Origin of the sequence: Rhizobium ruizarguesonis, from assembly GCF_012349115.1 — a bacterium.
Taxonomy (GTDB): Bacteria; Pseudomonadota; Alphaproteobacteria; order Rhizobiales; family Rhizobiaceae; genus Rhizobium; species Rhizobium ruizarguesonis.
This window is the reverse complement of sequence record NZ_PQIG01000092.1, coordinates 13,322-37,766: the sequence shown is the minus strand read 5'-3', so window position 1 is coordinate 37,766 and position 24,445 is coordinate 13,322. Positions and strand designations below refer to the sequence as shown.

Here is a 24,445-nt window from a genome sequence, read left to right as displayed (position 1 = left end):
GTGCAAAAAATCCTCGCTGCAAAGTCCACACCGTCGAAACAAGACGCTGAGCGTCGCTGAGTAGTGCTGGAGGGAAATCAATTCGTTTTGAATGACTGCATAAAAGCGTAGACCATAGGATTTCATTTAAAATTACAACTGTTATTCAAGTAAAATTAAAAAGCAACCTCGAATACACTTCCGTGACATGAGGTATACAAGTGGAACCTTTGAGCGTTTCTGGTGTTTTATTTTGGTCGCCCGGCGATTGTTGTTTACCCAGGCAACCACCACTCCTGTGCGCTGGGCGGCCACTCGTCCCTAGCGTTTAGTAGTTTGATTGAGAGCGCTCGAATGGCTAGCGGAGGCTATCATCGTGGGAAGGGGCACGTTCCCCCGGAGGCAGGCTTAATAAATCGCCTGCGAGTTCGTATCGCCCGCCCGCCGAGACTGTTTCGTCTGGCAATTGGATGGACAGTGTACATGGCTCTCGTGTTGCTCATGTTCGTTGTGACCTTGATGCCGGTTTGGTGGTCACAATAATGTTGCGGAGAGGCATCCGTCGACTGCGGTTGCGCGGGGATTCTAAAGGGCCCCCGATCACTGGAGGGCAAGCCCAGACGTTCCTGACCTCACACTCCGGACTTAATTGGCTGGAATTCGCCGGCGGACGCCTGCTAAATTGCGGTATCCTAGTGGGAAGTCGCCGTTTCTCAGATCTAGCAGAACCCGTTCAACTTGAGGATCTTATGGGCGTCGATTGCCGCCTGGAGCTCATCTTCTGAGTTTCGATCTCCTCGGTTGGCGTCGGGATGGTGCAATTTGAGCATCTGCTTATAGCGGCGTCTAATCTCCTCAGGCGCCGCGTCCTGCGAAAGGCCGAGCGTTTCGAAGGCTTTTGCTTCCAATACCTTGAGCTTGCGTCGCTGGAGATCGGCTTTCGTTGCTTGATGTTGTGCAGCAATCTTGCGTGCGTTAAGGGTTTTTGCCGTACCGGAGCGGACGGTCGAAGGAAGCGGCATCTCTGTCACGTGATCAACGCGGGTCCCCCACGTCTTACGGCTGCCGCTTGCTGCTTCCTTCTGATAGCGGGCGGTCACCGGATCGGACAGATTGCTCGCGAAATTATATCCCTTGTTGTATTCCCTCGTATGTTGCGGGCAGAACATAAGATACAAACCATCCCCATCTCGCCCAACGGGCGCACGATTGGTGCCGTCTCTTTCGCAGCCGTCCCACTGGCATTTCGACTGGCAAGGCTCCCGTAGCGGAGCTGATTTTTTGCTCGTTGGCCTCAGGCCGACGAAATTTTCGAATCAAATGTCATCGCGCGTTATATGGCGGTCTCCATCGGGCCGGCAAGCATCCACGCAGAGTGGTCGGTCCAGGCTTGCAAGACTGCGGCTGCCTTTCGAGCGGCGATCCTCAGACGGCCTCGCATCAAGCCACAAATATCAAACGACAATCTAGCTCGGTCGACCTGGGCTTGTGATTTCTATTGGGAAGTTTCGATCATCCGGCGCGGGCACCCAGCGTAGCCGGTGCGTTTAGTTCGGAAACAATTCGTAAAAGACGGAAATGTTCAGAGCATGATCGTGCCACGAACCGGTGAGTTACTAGCAGGACGTCCTTCGAAGATTCACCGCCGATTAAACAAGAGCAAAGGCGCCTACTCGTGGCTGACATCAATATACCGTCTTCTCCGATCCGAAAAAATGACAGCGCCTATCAAATCGAATGCAAATTCGCACTCGAGCCCTCACTTACCAGGCTTTTCGAAAAGGCACGCTCCGCCGGCTGGGACCCACAGCACATTGCCCTCGCAGTCGCCGCGCTCGGTTGGGAGCTGCTGGTCGATCAGCGCGATAGGATGCAATGTGAAGGATGCGGCATTGAACACTAGGCTTCATCCGGTCCGCGGCATCGGCGGATAGCTCTGCCAAAGCCAGGATATGGATGGTAACGAGCAAACAACGCTGTGGCGATCGATGGCGTCCGAATCCCGAACCAGGCGAGTGCGGCTTGCCTTGCGCCTCGCATTTGCGCCAAACCATTTCTGAGAACAGACATTTGAAACAAGCTCAACGCATGGTTGGGCGACCATAGTAAGTACAACGAAAGGAAGAGCAGGTTCGTTTAAAACGGACCTGCCAGAGGAAGGTATCCTCAGTTGGCGACGAAAGAGAGGTTCCACAGGACTTTACCGCGGGAGATTGTCGGAGCGGAGGTCTGCGTGCAGGTGGGGGCCCGAGTTCCACCTGAAATGGCGACCCAAGCCGGCGTTCCGGCAAGTGAGAGCGCTTGGCCGGTCGCAGGATCATAGTTGACGCTCAACGAGGCTCTGCACGTCCGAGCCGGAACGACACCTCTGGTCACATCGAAACGAAACGTCATGAAGCCGTCGATGGTGTTGCCTTGCACCGTAAAGACAACTGACGCTCCATTAGAGATGCTGGAGGGGAAGTTGGGCGTGCAGCCGACGCAACTGATACTGCCGACATTCGCAGTACCGGATGTGCTGTTGTTTTTGATTGTCACCTCAGCCGTGGCAGCAAGAGCCATAGCAGGAATTGCCGCTGCCATGACGGCAGCGAGAATCAATTTTCGAAAAAGCATGGTCATTTCTCCAAGTGTCACAATATTTTCTTTGGACGCGTCAGGTTATGCCGGGTGTTGAGCATCGCTCACACAAGAGCTTGAACAACCGGGCGGAGAACTCGCATCTGCCGTTTCGAAAACGGGAACGAATGCGCCAGGGATTCCGATCAATCGGGAGCCTGCAACATTTTGTTTCGCTGTTCTCCGCTGTTCGCAATCTCTTCGTTCCAGATCGCACAAAACCTTCTGCCAACCAAATTCGCAGTCACCGACTGCAAGCCATGGCCCAGTGGAAAGCCGTCAGCGGCCAGCTCGTCTGAAACTGTCCGCACGGGCCTTGACTCGCCTGCCATTCAAATTTCCGCCGATCGCCATCCATAGCCGTCGATAGCCGCTGAAATTATGAGGGTGCAAAAAGCGGAAGATGGTCCCCTATCGAATACTCTTGTACTCTGCCGCCGAGTACTGGCGGGCGACGCTGCCTCAATCGACGACCGTGCCGAACACGTCGAGTCCGAGTAGCTTTACGTTTTGGAAACATCCCAGCACATCGGTCCGATCAGGAAGACAAGCTGAAAAGCCGCTAGAATTTCTAGCGGCCCTTTTGATCGCAGAGGCTTGGGAGTCAAATTACTCTGCGGCGAACTGTTGAGGGCTAAGACGCAGCGCAGCTGCGCGACGGTGGCCTTCCAGTTGCTCGGTGGCACTTTGGCGAATAGCTGCCGGAGCTACGGCAGCGACTCCACGCTCGTCGAGCCACTGGTGCGTGGCAATCTTGACGTATGAGCCAACCCAAAGGCCACCCGTATAGCGACCGGCTGCCATCGTTGGCAGGGTGTGGTTCGTACCGCAGCACTTGTCAGAGTACACAACGCTGGCCAGTTCGCCGATAAAGATCGAACCGTAGTTGCGGAGCTTCTTTGCGGTCGCCTGAGGGTCACGGGTGTGAACCTGAAGATGTTCAGTGGCGATGTAATCGGAGTAGGCGATCATCGTCTCTTCGTCTTCGACGACGGTCACTTCGCCGTAGTCCTTCCACGCAACGCTGGCAACCTGAGCGGTCGTCAAGGTTTCGAGCTGCTTTTCGACTTCCTTGATCGTCTCTTCAGCAAGCTTACGGTCCGTCGTAACCAGCCCTACACGGGTGCGCACGTCATGCTCAGCCTGAGCCAGCATATCGGTCGCGAGGGTTGCGGGGTTGGCGGTCTCGTCAGCGACGATGAAGATTTCGCTTGGGCCTGCAAGCTGGTCGATACCGACCTGACCAAAGACCTGCCGCTTTGCTTCGTTTACAAACGCATTGCCCGGACCGACGATCTTGTCGACGGCAGGAATCGTTTCAGTACCGTAGGCCATTGCAGCAATCGCCTGGGCTCCGCCGACGCGGAAGATTCGGTCTGCACCGGCGAGATGGCAGCCGGCAATCATAGCCGGATGGGCATTCGGTGGAAGGCACGCGATGACCTGGTCACACCCGGCGACTTTTGCAGGGACAACCGTCATGACGGGTGCCGAGAGGAGCGGATAGCGACCACCCGGGACATAGCAGCCAACGATTTCTATCGGGATGACGCGATGGCCAAGGTGCAACCCCGGAAGCGCCTCAATTTCCAGCGGGAGTATCGTGCCCAGCTGCGCTTCGGCGAAGCGACGGACGTTTGCAATGGCAAACTCGGTGTCTTCGCGAGTTTGCGGGTCGAGATCGGCGATAGCCTTGAGCTTCTCTTCGTGAGTAACTTCGAAGTTGGTCACGTTGGCCTTATCGAACGCGACAGAGTATTCGCGAACGGCGGCGTCGCCATGCTTACGGACATTCGCAATTATATCCTTTACGGTCTTTTCGACAGGAGCCGTATCCGAGACAGCATCTCGGGTCGGTTCCTTGACCCGTATAAACTTACCTTTCAGCGCATCGAGACGCGACGTCATCAAAACCTCCTATGTGGGATGATCCTGATGAGCATCGTGAAACTTTGGCACCCTCGCAATTGCCCACAAACCACGTGTTCATTATAATCACCACTTCAGTAGTCGCTAGCTCCACGCAGGTATCTCGATTGTGGCGAAGGTGGCATTCTCAGGCGGTGCAATAAAGGGAACCGATAATTGCCAAAGATTGGTAGTAAGCTCCGGGAACTGCGCCGCCGCCGCGATCTCGGTGTGAGGGAGTTGGCGGCGCGCTCAGGAATTTCACATTCGACGATTTCGCTTATCGAGCGAGACAAGATGAGCCCTTCAATAGATACGCTCGGCGCGGTATTGGACGCTCTAGGAACGACCCTTCCGGGATTTTTTTCCGATCTCCAATCCAGCCTGCCATATTCTCCATTCTATTCGTCTGAGAACTTGGTGGAGATTGGAAAGGTTGAAACAATTTCATATCGTGTCATCGGCCTCGATCATCCCAATCGACAATTACTAATGTTACACGAGCGCTATGCACCCGGGGCTGACACCGGCGAAGAGTTTACGCATGCGGCACAAGAGGCAGGCATGGTCCTTTCCGGAGTGGTCGAAATCACCGTCGGTAACCAAAAAAAGGTTCTGAAGCCGGGTGACGGCTACTACTTCGATAGTCGCCTTCCACATCGCTTTCGAAACCTACATGATGGACAGAGTGAAATCTTGAGTGCCATTACCCCTCCGACATACTAACGTGGCTGTCATCTATTGCTGGTGAGTATAGTCACCGGGGACGTTATCCCTGCTTCCCTAAGTCGGAAAACCTGCTTTTCTAGGTCGATAACAAAAAGGGGAGCGTCCTATGGTTTTTTGCAAAGCTACTTTCATCGCGTCAACTGTTCTCGCGGCTAGCGGTTTCCATAGCCGCGTGATCTGACAAGTGTATCCCGGGGCGGGAACTTCCAAAAGGCACGGCGCAAGATCTTCTTCGAGCCGGCTCGTGCAGTTTTCCCCTTCGCCACTTCGATGGACGACGAGACCCGTGCTGACCTTGTTCTTTGCGGGGCCAAGCCAAAGAACATTGGCGCGCCAAAAGTTCTCGACAACTCGAGAAAATATCGGTCCCGCGAACGCGGCTGCAGGGTTTCCTTTTATCGTGGGAACGATGCTCATCGCGGGCTCTAATGAATACCAAGCGAGCCTAGCAGAACATAGTTTTCCGGCGGAGCGTCTTTTCTCTCCGGAAAGCTCAAAAAGACGGCCAAAGGCCAGCAGTACTCTCCAACGCCGTTGGAAAGTTTGGTGTTGAGAGCCCGTACTGGGCCAATCGATGAAAAGGGGAATAGCAATGTTTAAGAGACTTATTGCTTCGGCGCTGGTAGCGTCGTCTGTAGCTAGTTCTGCGATGCCGGCAAATGCAGCAAAAGATGGCGTCACGCTCGGTTTCGCTGTGGCGTTCACGGGTTGGGAAGCAGCTTACGATGGTGAAGCCACCAAGATGGCTCAGCTGTGGATCGAGCAGCAAAATGCAAAGGGCGGGCTTCTCGGCCATCCGATCAAACAAATCCAGCAAGATACGAAGTCCGACCGCGTCGAAGGTGCCAAAGCGGGCCAGGCGATGGTTCAGGGCGGCGCGGATGTTGTTCTGGTGACGGCCGACTATGACTACGGCGCTCCGGCGGCTCTGCAGGCACAGAAGGCGGGGCTCATTTCGGTCTTTCTCGGCGCGTCTGATCCTAAGGCAGGTGTAGCAGGCGTCGGCAAGCTTTCGTTCACTGCCAACAATGCCGGTCAGGTTGAAGGCGCAACGATGGCCGAATGGGGCATCAACAAGCGTGGCTTCAAGAAGGGCTATGTCCTTGTGGACAACCTGCTCGAGTACAACAAGTCGTCCTGCGCCGGTTACGAGTGGGCGTTCCCGCTTCATGGCGGCACCATTGTCGCCAAGGACGAGTTCAAGAACGCTGACGCTTCGATCAGTTCGCAGGTCACCCGCCTCGCCAATGCGGTTCGCGACGAAGGCGTCGACAACGTAATGCTTTGCTCGGTTACGCCTGGCGGTGCCAGTGCCATCAAGCAGATCCGTGCAGCCGGGATTAACATCCCTATCCTCAGCAACACGGGCATGGATGGTCTCTATTGGAACAGTGCAGTTCCGGACCTCAAGGACTTCTACGTGCCTGTACAGGCAGTATTCTCCGGCGATCCGCGCCCCGAGGTCGAAGCGCTGACGAAGGCGTATGAAGCAAAATACGGTGGCCGCCCCGCGACGCAGTATGCTTACCCGATCTATGCGTGGCTGGACCTTTACGCGCAGGCAGTAACGAAGGTCGGTTCGACTGATGCCGAAAAGGTAGTTGCCGAGATGAATACCTACAAGGAGGTTCCGACGGTTCTTGGTACGCGCTCCTTCTCTGACCTCGTTCACATCCAGACGCAAATCCCGATGTTCGTTACCGAGATCAAGGACGGCAAACAGAACGTCATTGAGGAAGTGAAGATAAGCCAAGATATTCCAAACGACGTTCTCTACCGCCTGAAGAAGTAAAGGCGTAGAACTGGGCACGCCGGTTAACTGGCGTGCCCCTACAAAAAAAGGGGAATATCATGGCTGACATTTTGTCGCTTCACTCAGGCAATGACGCTGCTACGCCCACCGCTAGCGGCCTGGTTGCAAGGAATCTGACCGTTCGTTTCCAGGGTCTTGCGGCAATTTCAGATGTTTCACTTCACGTGGGTAACCGGGAAATCTTTGGCCTGATTGGACCGAACGGTGCCGGAAAGACCACGCTGGTAAATTGTCTCACGGGGTTTCAGACCCCGACAGAAGGAGCGATTTTTCTTCATGGTTCGGACACAGCTGGTTGGCGAGCCGACCGGTTTCGCCTTGAGGGTATCGCGCGTACTTTCCAGGCGGGGCGGTTGTTCAACGACTTGAGCGTTCTCGAAAATGTAGAGGTCACTGGCCTTGGGCTTGGCCTGGCACGAAATCCAGCGCGTGCGGCAAGTTATGAGCTGCTCGAATGGATTGGCATCGCAGATAAGGCCTCCATCGCAGCCGGAGCTTTAGCCTACACCGATCAGCGCCGATTGAGCATCGTGCGCGCCCTCGCCGTCGCCCCCAAATTCATTCTCCTCGACGAACCAGCAGCTGGCATGTCTGACGCGGAAGCTGACGAACTCGTACATCACATTGCCGAAATCCCTGATCGCTTCGGATGCGGGGTCCTGTTGATCGAACATAACATGCACGTCGTGATGAGCATTTGTCACCGCGTGCACGTCCTCGACGGGGGCAAAACCCTGGCGGTCGGTACGCCGGATGAGATCAAACGACATGAGGGCGTTCTCGCCGCCTACCTCGGCATGGAGGCCTGACCCGATGTCAAACACCATCCTATCGCTATCCCACATTACAGTCCGATATGGACAGATGACCGCGTTGCGAGATGCTTCGATCCATGTCGATAAGGGCGAGGTCGTGTGCATAATCGGCCCCAATGGAGCGGGTAAGTCCACTATGCTCGCAGCCGCCGCTGGCGGCGCACCGGTTGTCTCTGGCAACATTCAGTTCAATGACAAAGCGATCACCGGAGTGGCTCCGGAAAAGATTGCTCGCCTTGGAATTTCCCTGGTGCCTGAGGGACGACATGTCTTCGGCTCGTTGACTGTGGAAGAGAACCTTCAGATCGCTGGATACATCCAGAAGGACAGCGGTCAGGCCAAGCAGGACGTCGAACGGGTGCTGACATATTTCCCCCGTCTTCGAGAGCGCCTGAAGTTTCCGGCTGGCCGCCTTTCTGGTGGTGAGCAGCAGATGTTGGCAATCGGACGGGCACTCATGACCCGCGCAAAACTGATCACGGTCGATGAGCCTTCGCTGGGTCTGGCCCCGAAAATCATCGACCAAATCTATCAAATCCTGCTGGATATCCGCCGCACGGAGGGTCTCACCCTCCTGATCAACGAGCAAAGTTCCAACCGCATTCTCAAGCATGCCGACCGCATCTACGTGTTGCGTGGCGGAGTAATCCAACTTGAGGGCAGGGCGGCTGATCTCGCGGACGGCGAAGCTATCCGTGAAGCCTACTTCGGCTTCCAGCACTCCGACGCCCGGGAGACACAACAATGATCAATTTCATTCAGAACATGGTCGATGCCCTAAGCCTGGGCAGCATCTACGCTCTTGTGGCGCTGGGTATCGGTCTTCTGTTCGGCATTCTTCGGCTCATCAACTTCGCACATGGCGATCTGATCACTATCGGTGGCTATAGCCTGATCGTGCCATCCGCAGATGTTACCTCCCAGATGCTCATCGGAAACTGGAGCTGGTGGACGCTGCTTCCGTCGGTCTGCCTGATCGTTGTGATCGTCGCCCTGCTCACAGACGCACTGGTATTCCGACCCCTTCGGCGCGCGAACGCGACAACTCTGATGATCGGATCATTCGCCTTGAGCTACATTATCCAGAATGGTCTCCTTCTGGTCTACAGCTCACGTGCCAAGGCCGTCGATCTCTGGCCGTCGTTGAACACTCAGATCGAACTGGGCGCTGTTCGCCTGCCGGTCCTTCAGCTTACCACCATCGGGACGACATTGGTATTGATGGTTGCCCTGATCGCTTTCCTGCGCGGCACTCGATACGGCGTCCAGATGCGTGCCGCCGCAGAAGATTTCCGCATGGCCCAGTATCTTGGAGTGAATGGTAACTTCGTAATCGGCATGGCATTCGCGGTAACTGGCATCCTGGCCACGGCAGTCTCTCTTCTTTACGTCACCCAGACTGGCTCTCTAAGCCATACAATGGGCGTTCCGTTGGCACTCTTCGGATTTGTGGCCGTCGTCATCGGAGGGATGGGAAGCTTGGTTGGAGCAGTTGTGGGCGGCTTCTTGGTCGGCATTCTCCTGGTGATGCTGCAAGCTTACCTACCTGCCGATCTTCGTGGCTTCCGAGATGCCTTTGCCTTCGGAATCCTTGTCCTGGTCCTGCTCGGTCGTCCCTCGGGTCTCTTCCCAGCTAAAAACATCATTGAGCGAGTTTGAGCCATGAAGGGACACACAAATCTTTCGCATTTCGGCCAGCATTCTTCAGCAGTCGTGCTGTCGTTGGTCGTCGCAGCAATCGCGCTTGTCACCACGCTCGTTGGCGATGAGGCCATTGCAACCTCCGTCACAGAAATGCTGATTAGAATGACGCTGGTGGTCGGCCTTTACATCTTCATTGGTAACTCAGGGATCACTTCATTCGGTCACGTCGCGTTCTCCTGCTTAGGCGCATACGCGGTCGGCTGGGCGACTGCAGAACCGACGTTCAAGCAGATTATGCTGTCGGGGCTTCCGACGTTCCTGCAGGAAAACCAGTATCCATTCTGGATGGCCATGATCGGTTCGGCGCTACTCCCCGCTGTCGTTGCTCTACTGTTTGGCCTGGCGATTATGAGATTGAACGGGATCGCGGCATCGATTGCGACCTTCGCCTTCCTCATCATCGTGAACAGCGTTTTTGCCAATTGGGATAGCGTCACCGCCGGTGTCAGCTCAATCATCGGCATTCCGACGGTCGTGGGTCCTTGGGTAGCAACTGGTGGGGCAATTTTCGCAGTTCTGGTCGCCAACCTGTTTCAGACCTCGCGATTTGGCATCATGCTGCGAGCCTGCCGGGACGATGAGGTTGCTGCCAAAGCTTCCGGCGTTCGCGTGGTCCGGGTTCGACTAATTGCTTTCGTACTCAGCGCTGCCGTAGCCGGTGTCTCTGGCGGTCTCTATGCCCAGTTCCTCGGAATTCTGGCTATCGATGCCTTTTACCTCAACCTGACATTTATCGCCTTGGCGATGCTCGTCGTCGGTGGAGTAGGCAGCCTGACCGGGGCGGTATCCGGAGTAGTCGTCGTGACGGTGATCGTCGAGGTTCTCCGGTTTCTGGAACGGGGTTTTACGCTCGGCAGCACTTCAATTGCTTTGCCGCCCGGCAGCCAGGAGATCGGTCTTGGCATCATCATGGCCTTGATTCTGATCTTCAGACCCGGTGGCATCGCTGGTGGACGCGAACTTTTCGCCCTGACCGGCAGAAAGCGCCACTCGGAAAAATTACTAGCGGATGCCAGTCAAACGGCGACTGCCACACACTGACAGTTCGGATTTATCGTACGCGGCAATCGCTCTAGGGCGATATTTCGTGAAGGCCTTTGTTGGCGGCGCTGCCGCACGTGAATTTGACGGAGAACCCAATGACATATCGTATTTCGGTCGATACCGGCGGCACCTTCACTGACGTGGTCGTATCCGACCCCGAAGGCAATCTGACCATCGGTAAATCGCTGACCACGCCGGATCGAGCGTTCGAAGGCGTCAGCAACTCAATCACCAACGCAGCAGAGCAGCTCGGCAAGACGCTGATCCAGCTGCTTGCGGAAACTTCGCTGTTCATCTACGGCACCACGCGCGCCACGAACGCGATTGTTACCCGCCAGGGTGCAAAGACCGCGTTCCTGACGACGGATGGTTTCCCGGATGTCTTGGTGTTCAAGGAAGGTGGAAAGCGCAATCCCCACGACTTCAGTGTCGATTTTCCGGAACCGTACATTCCTCGTCGCCGGACCTTTGAAATCGACGAGCGGATGAGTTCGGAAGGTACCGTAAGCCGTCCCCTCAACGAAGCTCACGCCGTCAAGGTGTTGCTGCAGTTGAAGGAGGAGGGCTACGAGGCCATTGCTGTGAGCCTGATCTGGTCCGTGGCGAACTCTGCGCACGAACGGCGCATTGGCGAATTGATTGAGCAACACCTTCCGGGTTTGCCATATACATTGTCGCACCAGTTGATCCCTATTGTTCGTGAGTATCGTCGCGCTTCCGCCACTTCAATCGACGCGTCGCTGAAGCCCCTGATGCAACAGCATCTCCGTCGCCTGAACAGCGATTTGCGCGAAGCGGGTTACGAAGGAGACGTCCTAGTCTCGACCTCAATTGGCGGCTGCAACCAGATTTCCGACGTCATCAGCAAGCCAATCCAGCTCGCGAAGTCCGGTCCTTCGATGGCACCGGTAGCCTCCCGTGCGTTCAGCACCATCGAGAACTGCGGCGGCGACATCATCGTCTGCGATACAGGCGGAACGACCTTCGACGTCGGTCTCGTCCGAGAGAATCAGCTCGTCTACTCGCGTGACACCTGGCTGGGTGGAGAATGGACCGGTCATCTCCTCGGAATCTCCTCCGTCGATATCCGCTCCGTAGGCGCTGGCGGTGGTTCCATTGCCTGGATCGATGACGGTGGCCTTCTGCGCGTCGGTCCTCACTCGGCTGGCTCGGTTCCGGGGCCGGCTTGCTACGGACGCGGGGGTCAGAAGCCTACGGTATCGGACGCCGCCTGTGTGTTGGGATATTTCAATCCTGATTACTTTCTGGGTGGTCGGATGACGCTTGACAACGAAGCCGCCCGCAAAGCTGTGGAAACGGTTGCGACAAGCATTGGTCGGTCCATTGAAGAAGCCGCATACGGCATCCTGAACCTGGCTTCGGAAGTAATGATCAAGGCGATCCACGACATCACCATCGGGCAGGGTATCAATCCGCGCGAAAGTGTCATTCTTGCCGGGGGCGGGGCCGCTGGCGTCAACATCATGCTGATTGCGAAGGAGTTGGGCTGCAACAACGTGCTGCTCCCGAAGCAGGCATCTGCCTTGTCAGCGTCCGGTATGCACTTCGCGAACATTCTGACGGAGGAGTCTGTTACCCACTTCACGACAAGCGCCAACTTCGACAGCGCCGGTCTGGCTAACACATTGCAGGGTCTGACCGACAAGCTTGACGCCTTCTACGCCGGTCTGAAGAACCTACCGCCAGGCACCAAGCACCGCATTGAGTATTTCGTCGAAGCTCGTTACGCGAGCCAGGTTTGGGAAATCTCGACACCGGTGCTCGATCCCGACTTGTCGTCGAACGAGGCGAGGAACGCACTCATCGAGAGCTTCCACCGCACACACGAGCGTCTCTTTGAAATGCGTGACGAAGGAAGCGCCATCGAATTCATCAGCTGGAAGGCCCGCTTGAGCGTCGAAACGGGCATCTCGCAGACAGCCAAAGAGCCGGTCGGATACTCGGAGAATTTCTCCGGTCCGGAAATGTACCGCAACTGCTTTTTCGGTTCCAGTAATCCAGCCAGGACCAGGATTCATCAGGGCGACAACATTAAGCCCGGCATGATCTTCCATGGCCCATGCATTATCGAAGAGCCCACGACGACCGTCGTTGTGTTCCCTGACATGACCGCCCGCGTAACGGCCAATGGCCATTATCTTCTCACGTTTTGATCGAGGCCTGATATGACCGACACTAATAACTCTAAGCTCGATACCGTCCTAACGGCAGTTCTAGCCAACCGGGTCGATGGCATCGTCCGAGAAATGACCAATACGATGCTGAAGACGGCACGATCCGCCGTCATCAACTCCGCCCGTGACTTCTCGTGCGCTATCGTCACCGGCACGAACGAGTTATTCGCCTGCGCTGAGGGCCTCCCGATCCACATTTTCGGAACAGACTTGCAGACCAAAGTAATGTGCGACAATCACCCGGACATCGCCGAGGGCGACTGCTATCTGCATAACGACCCATATTCCGGCAATACTCACGCTGCCGACCACGCTTTCATGGTGCCTGTGTTCTTCGAGGGCGAGCACCATTTTACAGCAGTTGCAAAGGCTCACCAGGCCGATTGCGGCAACAGCCTACCGACGACCTACATGTCGATGGCTAAGGACGTTTACGAAGAAGGGGCGTTGATTTTCCCGGCCGTACGCATCCAGCGCGATTACAAGATGGTGGGCGACGTCGTGAATATGATGCAAAAGCGCATCCGGGTTCCATCGCAGTGGTACGGTGACTTCATGGCCGGGATCAGTTCTGCTCGCATCGCTGAGCGTCGTCTGAAAGAGATGTGTGCAAAGTACGGCAAGGAAACGATCAAGACTTTTATCACATCCTGGCTTAATTATTCGGAGCAGCGCATGGTCAACGCCGTCCGTTCTCTTCCAGCGGCTAAACTTGAAAATCATGGCCGACACGACAGCATGCCATTCCTTCCTGAAGGTATCCCGCTCCAGGTGAAGGTCATGGTCGATCCGGACTCGGCCTACATCGACATTGATCTTCGCGACAATATAGACAACGTCGATTGCGGTCTCAACCAGAGCGAAGCCACAGCGACCTCCGCCGTCTTGGCCGGTCTGTTCAACAGCTTGAACAGCGACGTTCCGCAAAATGCGGGTTCATTCCGCCGCGTTCGCGTCCATCTCCGCGAAGGTGCGGTGGCTGGCATCCCGAAGTTCCCGCATTCCTGCTCGGTCGCGACAACCAACGTGTCGGACCGTATGATCAATCTCACGGGGGCGGCATTCGCTCAGCTTGGGGATGGGCAGGGGTTGGCCGAAGGGGCGGTTGGCCCAGGCGTCGGTATGGCCGTCGTATCCGGTCGAGACCCGCGCTTTAATGGTGCTCCGTTCATCAACCAAATCCATCTCAATATTAACGGAGGTCCGGCGTCGCCAAAGGCCGATGGTTGGATAACCTACGGCATCCCGGTCGTTGCGGGTCTAATGTATCGAGATTCTATCGAGATCGATGAACTGAAACATCCGCTGGAAGTTCGGCGTCTGGCTCTTATCCCAGGCACGGGCGGGGCAGGGCGCTTCCGTGGAGCGCCGAGCGCTGAAATCGAATTCGGGATTAAATCAGACGCGATGACCGTAATGTACCCTGGCGATGGTCAGGAAGAACCACCAAAGGGCGTGCGGGGTGGTCTCGATGGTGCCCGTGCAGAACGCTTCGTCATCCGTAAGAACGGTGAGAGCACCAAGCTGACTAACGCAGCTCGCATCGAGCTGGCCCCAGGTGATGCCGTTCGCGGAATCGATTGCTCCGGCGGCGGGTACGGTTCGCCGTTGGAACGTGATCCCGAGCGCGTGCTAGACGATGTCCTCGAACGATACGAGACCGAGGAGAGGGCCGCTGACGTCTATGGGGTTATCTTCGACAGCTATCCCGTCCGGGATGGTTCCAAAGTTGATGCGAGGGCCACCGACGAGAAACGACGTGCTCTGGCGACCATCTGAGAACAACCTTTATCACTTCCCTGGCCCGCACACTAACGGCGGGCCTACTTTGCCGCGCCTTGGGCGCGGCTTTTTCCTTCGTCGAGATGTAACAACGCGTTTCTTCAAGCGATAAAAATGAGGTCGGAAAGTCGCGGCCCTCAGTGAAGACAGAGCGCTTGATGGACTGCGGGGTAATATTGTGCTCGAATTGGAATTTTGTAGCGGCCGGCTGTGTGGACAGAAAAGCCACCAAGCCGGGCGGGGAGACCAAAAAGCTTACTGTGCAGCACCTGAGGTCGCTTGATGATCGCGCAGATCATCAGGAGTGACGTTGGAGAGCCGGTGGTTATAGGTAGGCGCTGGAACTCAATCAGGAGGGTGGCTAGGAGTGATGCTCTCGAACGGCATGAGATCGAGAAGCGGATAAGCTATCCCGGAATAAAACTGTGGTGTCACCATCCATTCCGCCCATGTCAACAGGCGGTTCAGCGTGACGAAGAAGTCCTTCCAAATCTCACGTCAAAGACGTTTAGGCTCAACCGCCGGCATAGGCGATCGAGGACATCGGGCCCACCAATTCCTTTGGCGGGCCATCTACGAAGTCAGTACTGTGCTCCACGGGGCAGATGACGACGGGTTTTATTGGAAGGATAGTGGATGGGCGAAGGTTGCCCATGCCTTCCCGCGGCTGTTCAACGGCTATGAGCGGCGGCTGGCCGATCGCACACTCGCGACTATTCCCCTACTGCCTACGAGCGCGTCACGGGCATCACACTGAACGGCCGTCAGTCTCATGTGCGCGACAGGCAGGAATTCGAATGTCGCCATCTCAATGACTGGGTCGTCATCGCGGTTCTCAAGCACGATCTCGGGCAGCCCGCCAACTCGATAGACAAGCCGCGACTGCCCAGATGTCAGCCTTGAGTAGCCGAGCCGCGGGGCTTCGACCCCGCTTTTCTCTAATGCCTTCAACACCGTGCGACGTATTTTGGTAAAGAAAAAAGGGCCGACGGAAAACCGCGGCCCATGAGTGTGAAGGACATGCACCTCCCCGACCGAGAGATATGACAATGTCTAGCTTTTTTCGTCATCCCAAAGACGCGGTCGTTCCCGACCTCTGCATTGTCTGCCAATTGCAACGCTTTCGCTCGCCGCATGATTTAGGCGGTTGCCGTTACGCCGAGCGCCGCGCCAGCCATGAACCGGGAGCCAATATCCCCAGGCAAAGCTGGCGCGTGGCTCATTGGTGCTATCGGTGCCTAAAAGAGCAACTACGGTCTATTGCATATCAGACATCACAGAAGGGGCTGTGTATGCAGGTCAAGTCCCAAGCTGTTTCCCCTTACCCACCGGTGTGACCTCCCAATCTATTAAGTCGATAGAACGCCGAAGGATCGCTTCAGCCCTAGTGAGGTCGGCCGAGCTGGCGATAATATGTCCGATTATATCCGAGCAATCGCCTCTCCGGACAAGGGAAACACCGGGCTCAACATAGAAGGCGACCTCAGCGATTCCTGGTACAGCGGCGGCAAGGTCGATACCGCGGATGTGGGCTAGCGTGCCGTCGCAATCGGGCGCTAAAAATTGGGCTACCGAAGCGCGGGATTGTCTTATGGGGTGATCACACTCTTCTCCAATCACGCACTTGATATGCTGCTCAATGATGTCCACACGGTGGGCAAGCTGAATCAGCCGTGGAGTGGTCCACCCTGGAAGACGTGGATTGACTTCCATTATGACGGGGCCGCTTTTCGTCCAAAGCAATTCGATGGCCCCAGCCAAGACCTAGTGCTTGCAGGCATCGTAATGAGATATCCGAAATATGATCATACTGTTCCTCGGTCAGCTGGGCCGGGAAAATACTCTGGTAGGGGACAAAATGCGGTGGGGGACCGAAGTAGCCGGAACCGACTGCAACAACCTCATTTCCCATTGTTACGACGTCGTAGAAAGGGCCTTCTGCGAATTCCTCGACAAGAATCGTTTGCGAAGAACGCCGTGGGATCGTCTCTCCTAGCAGGTGGGCCGTATGTTCGGCGAGCTCGCCCGCATCGCGGCATAACCGGACACCGCTGCTGCCGTTGCCCATTGCTGGCTTAACAATAACCGGCAGCCCTATGTCGGTGGCTGCCATATTCACGCTTGTTGCACTAGTTGCCCGCCGGAAACCTGGAACCGGTAAACCGGATTGCATGAGGAGTTGACGTTGAGCGAGTTTGTCAGAGCACCGTTCGACACATTCAGGATCGGGGCCCGGCAGATTGAAGTGTTGGCATAGTTTTCCGACGGTCACATAGATTGATTCGCCGCGAGTGGTAAAACCCGTAATTCCGGCGATATCATAGGTTGCAGTTAGCTTGAGGCATTCATGCAACATCGCATGGAAATCCTCGGTATCAACCGCTATCGCCTCACTGCTTTCCGCAATAATGTAGTGATAGTCGGTTGGATCAGTGGCCAGCGTAATTGGATGAAGTCCCTGGCGTTGTGCCGCGTGAACATACAGTTGACCATTATTCCTCGAACCTTCAACGAGGATGAGTGCTTTTCTTTTCATCGTGGTGACCTTTGACGTGCGAGCTTTATCTGGGCGTCCGCGACGGTTTCCAAAGAAAACCGGTTTCTGCAGCCATTTCTCCGGATGCAGAGGTTCACGTGTACCGATCGAGTTTCTCCGATCATTGAGTGGCATGATTTGCAAGTCTCAGTCATGGTATGCCCCCCGCCAGAAGTCTGGTCTGGATATCGGATTGAAGCTGCGGCAGCTTGGACATAAGATATTTGTTGTTCTCCGCTATACGCTGGAGAAACTTTTGATCGTACATGGTCACATAGTTGAGCCTCGCAACTGCGGCTTCCTGCAACACCGGGATTGACGAAAGGTCTATTACAATCCGCGGTGCCAGCCGTAGAAGAGCGTCTTGAAGAACAGCTTGGTATTCTGCGTTTACGTCAGCGGTTGCGATGACAACGGCGGAATGCGGTTCCGGTTTGCACCCGATCTCTCCTGGACGCATCATGTCGACTCCTATTTTTGACCTGGAACCGAGACGTTTGCGAAGATTTTTAGGATTCCGCGTAACGACGACAGTTGAGCGAAACATTTTTCCCGGGCCTGTACTGACAAGTTCGCGGCCGAGCATACCGGCGCCGATCACGTAAAGGCGATCAGGTACAACTGAACCCGCAAGCTGCTCCGCAATCATGTCGTAGACAATTCGATCGTAGTTGAATGGTGCCGTGAAGCGCTGCCGCTCGCGTGACCCGCAACTCACGTCAATTGCTAATCGCGCGATGCGGCAAATCCGAAGGTCCGGATCAAGCAGTCCCACAGCTTTCGAAAGTTGCTCTTGAATGTAGGGCTCCCCAAGGATCTGGGATTTGGCACCTGAGGAGATCTCTGCTAATCGCTGGGCGACAGCGTTTGGTCCTTCAACAACCTTGTGTGGAAAACCACGGAATACTTCGATGTCCGTGCTTTCGACGTCGAACTTTTCGCCATAAACTTCAACTCGTAAACAAGTCGTCAGCAAAAGAAGTCCACGTCTTGCGAGATCGACACCCAATGGCTTTATCTGCGCAGAGTGCCGTGCCATTTGAAGGGGTGAAGTCATTTCGTAATCTACGTAATGGCCAACAACTTCGTTCATAGCCCTACTCCTGACGTTTGTATGTGGCTTTCGGGTTGTCCGGAATTTCGCGGAAGCCTCCTGTGCACCTCTCCGAGCGGCGACTTGCAGAGCCACCGTGCTGGAATCTTAGGTACCGGATCGCCCTTGCGATTGACGACGAAGCTTTGGCTGGGATCAGCGCGGCGCTGAGGTATTGCGTTATAATCACTCCTCATTTTCGATTGCTGGTCACAACGGTCTTTCTGATCGTCGTGCCAATTGACTGATTCCGAAGAGAGAGGGACCTTAAACTCCGCAGCGGGTCGATGCGAAGTTGCAAGGCCAATGCATAGAAGAATCGTCGGCTGAGAATACCTTCGACGGCAGTGGCTTATGATCGTATTTGTCACCGGGTGGACGCGTATCTGCGCAGAGTCCGGCACCTGTTTGATACAGACCACGATGTGCATAGTCGTTTAAGCTCCCAATCAGATTCGGGCTTTAGGGACCCGGCTAACTCTGAGCACTACTCGTGCCAATCAGGTTGCGCCGGTAACCTCTAGAGATTGAACGTGTTTCGTTGTCGCTGTACGGAGGGTTTTGTAGGGTCGCCGACATGTTCTGTCGTAATTGGCCCCGGCTTTCGCCCGGAGAGTAGCGACGGAGCGTTACCTGTCGCTTCCTGCAAACATCTGCCGTGCGGTGACGCCTCGAACGCGTCTCATTTATTTTGATACGCCGACAAATCCTCTTGGCGACATTCTCGACATTGCTGCAATCGCAGAATGCGGTCGTTCCTGCGGCCTCAAGATCGTCGTTGACAGCACATTCGCTTCGCCAGCCTTGCAGCGCCCGATTGAGCACGGCGCCGATATTGTCCTGCAATCGCTTACCAAATACATCAACGGTCATGGCGACACACTCGGCGGTGCCCTGCTGGGAGACACCGCAATCATTCACAAACTGCGGGAAACCAACCTTCGTTTTCCTGAGGCGACCGTGATCTCACCGCAGGCTTCGTTCCTCATCCTTCGTGGCGTGAAAACACTTGCTCTCAGGATGGACCGGCACAGTTCCGCCGCCCATGCGATCGCGCTGACATTGGAAACCCATCCGGCGGTGGCGTGGGTGAGATATCCCTTTCTTCCATCTCATCCGAACCATTCCATCGCTCGCAGGCAGATGTCAGGTGGCTCGGGAATCTTGGCTTTCGGCCTTCGTGCAGGCAGGGATGGTGCCACTGCGATGATCAGCAGACTGTTGCTTATACAGTCGGGCGTCAATCTGGCAGAGGTCGGCAGCCTCATATGCCATTCGGCCCGCCTCACCAGCACCCGCCACCTGTCCCTTTCAGGAGGCGGCCTTTGCGACGCGCTTGGAGATGACGTCATCCGCTGCTCCGTCGGCCTGGAGGATGCCGAGGATCTTATCGAAGACATCCTGGAGGCTCTGGATTTCGGCTGAGCGTTTGTCCTGCCCGACCACGCGAGCCAAAGCGGGGGGAATTGTTTGCAGCTGAAAACGGGGCGACTTCCTTGAAGGCAAGCTATTTTACGTCCGGCTCCTTGAGAAGGCGATAGAGGTGGGCCCGGCTGATGCCGAGCAATTCAGCCGCACGGCTCCTGTTACCGCGCGTTTGTTTCAGAGCGGCACGAATCTCCGCGTCCGTTTGGGATCGTATCCTGTCTTTGAGTGGCTGCGTCGCGTCTGGCTCAGCCGGGGTTGAGGAAACCTCCTGGACAGAAATGGCGAGTGTCCCGGTAATGATCATTCGCGTCAGCGCGTTTTCGAGCTCGCGCACGTTTCCCGGCCACGCGTATCCGATCAACAGATTGCGATCGTGATCGGTCAGGTTTGGTGTGGACTTACCCAGCCGACCTGCGATGCGCGCAAGCAAGCACTCGGCAAGGTGTGGGATATCGCCCCTATGCCGCAGGGGAGGGACGGTGATCGGCAAAACATTCAGCCGGTGATACAGGTCCTCACGAAAGCGGCCCACCTTCACCAGGTCAAGAAGAGCTTTATTGGTCGCGCAGACGATACCCAAGTCGATACTGACCGGATTGGTACCGCCGACACGTACGATTTCGTTCATCTGCAGAACGCGCAGCAAACTGCCCTGAAGGGCGAGCGGCATGTCGCCGATCTCGTCCAGGAAAAGCACGCCGCCTGTGGCAAGCTCAAACTTGCCCGGTTTGCCCTGGCTGCGAGCGCCCGTGAAAGCACCGCCTTCGTATCCAAAGAGCTCGGCTTCAATCAGCTCGCTGGGAATGGACGCGCAGTTGACCCACACAAAGGGCCCACTACGCCTGTCCGACAGTGCATGAAGGGCATGCGCGGCCAGTTCCTTGCCCGCGCCGGTCTCGCCACAAATCATCACAGGCAAATCATACGCAGCGGCCACCTTGATGGCGTCACGATAGGAATCCATCAACTCACCCGTGCCGATGATGTCATTCAGGCTGAACTTCGATTGCCACGCTCTGGGACGTTGCGGAATGGCGAGTTCCGCTTTCGATATGCGGCTGTAGGTCTTCTTCAGGGCATCATAGTCAGAGAAGAGGGCAAGGCCTACCGCACCGATGATCTTGCCGTCCCGGTGCACGGGAACTTGCTTCGTTACCAGTTTATGGCCGCGAACCTCGAGCGGATGACCGACATGGGTGCCGATCCCGCGTGCAACGAAATGAAGCTTGGTCTGTGGCCCAACCACATCGGTTATGTGGCGCCCCAGGAATTCGTCGGCCTCACCGCCGAGCAGCCGGCAGTAGGGCTCATTGATCAGGACGATTGTCCCGGCTGTATCGACCGCGACGAGGCAGTCTGAGACATGATCGAGCACGAGACGGAGAAACCCGGCTTCTTCCGATGAACCTGCGAACCATTCCGGAAGCGTCATCTCAGCCTGACCTGGTTGGAACCCCGATGAAATTACGTCACGATCACTCTACCGACTAGTCGTCTCTAAAGCGAGACAATATGTGTCTCTATTAGGTGACGATATATGCGAGAGACTGACGGGCAAGTTTTTGTCGAGCGGCGAGGAACCTTCGAAATTTGCTCATGTTTCCAGCTCGTTGAGCAATGGCGACCCTCCAAAACCGCCAACTGGCCCGCCCCTTGCGATGCTTACGGTGTAAAAACCTAAAGGGGAGCAGAAATAATGCATATCGAAACCAAGACAATCGGCGATACGGTTGTGCACGTGTCGGGCGCCGGTTTGCCGCTTGTGTTCGTGCACGGGTTCACGACCACAGCCCAATTCTGGCGGGAGCAAATTGAGGCGTTCTCGTCCCGTTACAGGGTCATCCGCATCGATCTTCCAGGACACGGTGTATCGCCACGACCGGAGGGGCGCAGCTACACAATCGCGGCCTTCGCAAATGATATCCTGGCGGTCTATCGTGCACTCGAAATCGACGAAGCCATTCTCGTCGGCCTCTCAATGGGAGGAACGGTGGCGCAGACCTTTACCCTGTCCCACCCCGAGCGTGTCCTCGCGCTTGTGCTTGTCGGGGCAACGCCCCACGGACTTGGCGCGGATGTCAATGTCGACAATGTTCTCAAGGCCATCGATGACCTCGGCGTTGTCAAGGCGAGCCAGAATGTCATCGAGCGCTCGTTCGGCCGTACAGCCGGCAGAGACCTTGTCGAATTTGCAAGACAAGAGGTTACCCAAACGCCGGCTTTTGTTGCACGGGAGGCGATCGCCTCACTCAATGCGTCGGACAGCCGGGCCAATCTTCACGATATCGGCGTCCCCACGCTGGTCGTGGTCGGCACTGAGGACATCATCACGCCACCCGGAGAATCCGTTGTTCTCGCAGAGGGTATTCCGGAAAGCCGGCTTGAGGTTATAGCGGACGCGGGTCATTTCCCGATGCTCGAGCAGCCGCAGGTCTTCAACCATGTCCTCGAGAGCTTTCTCAAGGACTGCGATAGTCATTTTTCTCGGTCGAGCGGCACAGGCCTCTCGCGTCAAACCGTTTGAGTGGGAGGCTTCACATGTCTGTTCAAGAGATGACTTCACAGATCAAGCCAAAAGCGCACGATCTGGACCGCAACACGAAACGGACCGTTTTTGCGGCCGCGCTCGGAACCGTTTTCGAATGGTACGACTTCTTCATCTACGGCTCCCTTGCCGCCTTCTTCAGTACGCTGTTCTTCCCGAAGGGCAACGAGACGGCCGCCTTGCTCGCAGCGCTGGCGACCTTCGGCGCGGGCTTCGTCCTTCGGCCTTTTGGTGCAATCGTCTTTGGCAGGCTCGGTGACCTTGTTGGCCGGAAGAAAACCTTCCTTGTAACCATGCTGGTCATGGGTCTTGCCACGGCGGCCATCGGTCTGCTGCCGACATACGATTCCATCGGCTGGGCGGCACCGGCTTTGCTGGTCGGGCTGCGCCTGCTGCAGGGTTTGGCGGTTGGCGGCGAGTTTGGGGGCGCGGTGACCTACGTTGCGGAGCATTCCGACCGCGATCGGCGGGGGCTCACGACAAGCTGGATTCAGATCACAGCAACGCTTGGTTTATTCTTGTCGCTGATCGTGATCGTTCTTTGCCGGTCCTCGTTGTCGGCGGAGGATTTTGCGAGTTGGGGATGGCGGATACCCTTCATTGGTTCAATCCTGCTTTTGATCCTGTCGCTCTATATCCGCCTGAAGCTGCACGAGTCGCCGGTCTTCCAGGAAATGAAGGCGCGGGGGAAAGGTTCGAAGAACCCGATCGCCGAGACCTTGGGTGACCGCAAGAACCTGCGCCTTGTGCTGGTGGCAATCTTCGGCGTCGTCGCGGGGCAGGCGGTCATCTGGTACACGGGCCATTTCTACAGCCTGTATTTCATGACGACCATACTAAAGCTGACCCAGGATCAGGCAAACTTCTACATGCTCGTTGCCCTTACGCTCGGCACCCCGTTCTTTCTGTTCTTCGGTTGGCTTTCCGACAGGATCGGACGCAAGTGGATCGTCGTGACGGGATGCGCCTTGTCGGCCCTGCTGATCATGCCGCTTTTCCAAGCACTGGCGACCTATGGCAATCCTGTGCTGACAGAGTTCCGCGCCAAAACGTCAGTGGTACTGGTGGGCAATGACTGCAACCACGACCAGTCCTTTATCGGACAATTGTTCCGGCCGCAGGCAACGACGGAATGCCAGAAGGTGAAGGCGCTGCTGACTGGGCGTGCCGTTCCTTACACCGTGAAGGTCGACGCAGAACCTCTCCGAATCCAGATCAACGGTGGCGAGGCTAAAACCCTGAATGAGGGCGAACTCGTTGCCACCCTGACGGGAGTGGGGATGCCGGCGGCAAATGCCCCGGTCCAGCCGAATGGTCCCATGGTCGTCCTCGTGCTCTTTGCCTTGGTCTTCCTGGCGACAATGGTCTACGGACCGCTCGGGGCGCTTCTGGTCGAACTCTTTCCCGTTCGGATACGGTACAGCGGTGTTTCGGTTGCCCTGCAACTCGGCAATGGATGGATCGGTGGATTTGCGCCTTTCGTGGCAACGGCAGTTGTGCTCACGACAGGAAATATCTTCGGCGGTCTCTGGTACACGGTAGCCTTTGCCGGTTTGACGGCAGTGATTGGCGCACTTCTCCTTCCGGAAACGCGGGGGCGCGATCTGAACACATAATCTTTACACCTAGGGGCGCCCCGCGCAGGGGACTTCGGTGAATATGGCTCCCGCCCCACTGCCTTGAAAAGCGCATCGAAAGTCCGGGCACTTGTCCGGACTTTTCTGTCACTGGACGGGCATGACAGTCCGAAGAAATCGTAGCTTGCAGATTATCATCATCAGGACAAGCTGAACCGCTGAGATCGACACCGTGCATCGCAAGTGCGCCCGAGATCTCCGGGCCGATGATCGGGCGACACGTTTAGGCTTGGCCACACGCGCCACACCAGGACCCCGGCCTGTTGCGCCAACGGTCAGCTAAAGCGGGTAAATGGAATTTTGCGAATCTGGGGACCATTCCAGGATAAAAACGGGAGCTCATTGAAATTGACTACAATAAAATCATACTCTGCCCACGTTTTAAGCATGCGGTTTATTTAAGCAGCAGCCGCGGTAAAGTACGAAATTTTGGCGGTTTCTGCTGTTATTTTGGCCGGAAATGCATGCCTTGGCCCTATTGCGCAATTGGCCGGTTTTACCTGTAATGCGGCTTAAGCAAGCCTAGCGGCTCGCCAGTAATAGTACCTCTAAAATCGAGAATTGGCTGAGATCGAACTCGCGTTAAGCGGGACGGCGAAGCTATGCAAACACGGAGCA

General features: G+C 56.1%; 18 protein-coding genes and 2 pseudogenes. 13 read left to right on the top strand and 7 right to left on the bottom strand.

The features are described 5' to 3' along the window. Positions 1-698 precede the first annotated feature (698 nt). Positions 699-1,306: pseudogene (locus C3Y91_RS23715) on the bottom strand (J domain-containing protein). Between the two features lie 348 nt (positions 1,307-1,654). On the opposite strand from C3Y91_RS23715, the gene C3Y91_RS23710 reads away from it, so the two are divergent. Further along, on the top strand, positions 1,655-1,882 hold the full coding sequence (locus C3Y91_RS23710) for a hypothetical protein (RefSeq protein ID WP_018486537.1): 228 nt from the start codon (positions 1,655-1,657) through the stop codon (positions 1,880-1,882). Between the two features lie 263 nt (positions 1,883-2,145). On the opposite strand, the gene C3Y91_RS23705 is transcribed toward C3Y91_RS23710, so the two are convergent. Further along, the gene (locus C3Y91_RS23705) at positions 2,146-2,595 is read right to left on the bottom strand and encodes a hypothetical protein (protein WP_168575864.1); all 450 of its coding nucleotides are present in this window, start codon (positions 2,593-2,595) and stop codon (positions 2,146-2,148) included. Between the two features lie 38 nt (positions 2,596-2,633). On the opposite strand from C3Y91_RS23705, the pseudogene C3Y91_RS23700 reads away from it, so the two are divergent. After that, a pseudogene (locus tag C3Y91_RS23700) lies at positions 2,634-2,897 on the top strand (DDE-type integrase/transposase/recombinase); the annotation flags it as partial. 310 nt (positions 2,898-3,207) lie between these two features. Here the strand turns inward: C3Y91_RS23700 and hisD are convergent. Then, positions 3,208-4,506: a histidinol dehydrogenase gene (gene hisD / locus C3Y91_RS23695; RefSeq protein WP_077988004.1), complete on the bottom strand. Its 1,299-nt coding sequence runs from the start codon at positions 4,504-4,506 to the stop codon at positions 3,208-3,210. A 177-nt stretch (positions 4,507-4,683) separates the two neighbouring features. On the opposite strand from hisD, the gene C3Y91_RS23690 reads away from it, so the two are divergent. The 8 genes from C3Y91_RS23690 (at position 4,684) to C3Y91_RS23650 (ending at position 14,585) form a co-directional block, all read left to right on the top strand. Continuing rightward, the gene (locus C3Y91_RS23690; protein WP_077988003.1) at positions 4,684-5,232 is read left to right on the top strand and encodes a cupin domain-containing protein; all 549 of its coding nucleotides are present in this window, start codon (positions 4,684-4,686) and stop codon (positions 5,230-5,232) included. Between the two features lie 595 nt (positions 5,233-5,827). Beyond that, positions 5,828-7,027 carry an ABC transporter substrate-binding protein gene (locus C3Y91_RS23680; RefSeq protein ID WP_077988002.1) on the top strand — a complete coding sequence of 400 codons (1,200 nt, stop codon included), beginning with the start codon at positions 5,828-5,830 and terminating at the stop codon, positions 7,025-7,027. 59 nt (positions 7,028-7,086) lie between these two features. After that, a complete protein-coding gene (locus C3Y91_RS23675; protein ID WP_094231154.1) occupies positions 7,087-7,857 on the top strand; it encodes an ABC transporter ATP-binding protein in 771 nt (256 codons plus the stop codon). A 4-nt stretch (positions 7,858-7,861) separates the two neighbouring features. Next, positions 7,862-8,611: an ABC transporter ATP-binding protein gene (locus C3Y91_RS23670; protein WP_168575853.1), complete on the top strand. Its 750-nt coding sequence runs from the start codon at positions 7,862-7,864 to the stop codon at positions 8,609-8,611. Next, positions 8,608-9,522, top strand: coding sequence for a branched-chain amino acid ABC transporter permease (locus C3Y91_RS23665; protein ID WP_077987999.1), 915 nt, complete (start codon positions 8,608-8,610; stop codon positions 9,520-9,522). The genes C3Y91_RS23670 and C3Y91_RS23665 overlap by 4 nt, the downstream gene beginning before the upstream one ends. Positions 9,523-9,525: 3 nt before the next feature. After that, positions 9,526-10,608, top strand: coding sequence for a branched-chain amino acid ABC transporter permease (locus C3Y91_RS23660; protein WP_168262698.1), 1,083 nt, complete (start codon positions 9,526-9,528; stop codon positions 10,606-10,608). A gap of 98 nt (positions 10,609-10,706) precedes the next feature. Next, positions 10,707-12,785 (top strand): hydantoinase/oxoprolinase family protein, encoded by a 2,079-nt coding sequence (locus C3Y91_RS23655; RefSeq protein WP_131603343.1) that lies wholly within the window; start codon positions 10,707-10,709, stop codon positions 12,783-12,785. 12 nt (positions 12,786-12,797) lie between these two features. After that, positions 12,798-14,585, top strand: a complete 1,788-nt coding sequence (locus C3Y91_RS23650) for a hydantoinase B/oxoprolinase family protein (protein WP_077987996.1) — start codon at positions 12,798-12,800, stop codon at positions 14,583-14,585. A gap of 1,302 nt (positions 14,586-15,887) precedes the next feature. On the opposite strand, the gene C3Y91_RS38605 is transcribed toward C3Y91_RS23650, so the two are convergent. Genes C3Y91_RS38605 through C3Y91_RS23640 form a run of 3 tightly spaced genes read right to left on the bottom strand, consistent with a single transcriptional unit; the run spans position 15,888 to position 18,217 of the window. Next, positions 15,888-16,301, bottom strand: a complete 414-nt coding sequence (locus tag C3Y91_RS38605; protein ID WP_343227739.1) for a hypothetical protein — start codon at positions 16,299-16,301, stop codon at positions 15,888-15,890. After that, entirely contained in the window at positions 16,225-17,259 is a 1,035-nt protein-coding gene (locus C3Y91_RS38600) for an ATP-grasp domain-containing protein (RefSeq protein WP_343227738.1), read from the bottom strand. The genes C3Y91_RS38605 and C3Y91_RS38600 overlap by 77 nt, the downstream gene beginning before the upstream one ends. A gap of 16 nt (positions 17,260-17,275) precedes the next feature. Further along, positions 17,276-18,217 carry a Rossmann-fold NAD(P)-binding domain-containing protein gene (locus C3Y91_RS23640; protein WP_131709742.1) on the bottom strand — a complete coding sequence of 314 codons (942 nt, stop codon included), beginning with the start codon at positions 18,215-18,217 and terminating at the stop codon, positions 17,276-17,278. Between the two features lie 591 nt (positions 18,218-18,808). On the opposite strand from C3Y91_RS23640, the gene C3Y91_RS23635 reads away from it, so the two are divergent. Continuing rightward, entirely contained in the window at positions 18,809-19,642 is an 834-nt protein-coding gene (locus tag C3Y91_RS23635) for a trans-sulfuration enzyme family protein (RefSeq protein ID WP_246734995.1), read from the top strand. A gap of 82 nt (positions 19,643-19,724) precedes the next feature. On the opposite strand, the gene C3Y91_RS23630 is transcribed toward C3Y91_RS23635, so the two are convergent. After that, on the bottom strand, positions 19,725-21,077 hold the full coding sequence (locus tag C3Y91_RS23630; protein WP_131709743.1) for a sigma-54 interaction domain-containing protein: 1,353 nt from the start codon (positions 21,075-21,077) through the stop codon (positions 19,725-19,727). A 264-nt stretch (positions 21,078-21,341) separates the two neighbouring features. On the opposite strand from C3Y91_RS23630, the gene C3Y91_RS23625 reads away from it, so the two are divergent. Together C3Y91_RS23625 and C3Y91_RS23620 are read left to right on the top strand one after the other, a co-directional pair. Continuing rightward, on the top strand, positions 21,342-22,169 hold the full coding sequence (locus tag C3Y91_RS23625) for an alpha/beta fold hydrolase (RefSeq protein WP_131603349.1): 828 nt from the start codon (positions 21,342-21,344) through the stop codon (positions 22,167-22,169). Between the two features lie 14 nt (positions 22,170-22,183). Then, complete coding sequence (locus C3Y91_RS23620; protein ID WP_168575852.1) at positions 22,184-23,806, top strand: MFS transporter; 1,623 nt, start codon at positions 22,184-22,186, stop codon at positions 23,804-23,806. Positions 23,807-24,445 lie beyond the last annotated feature (639 nt).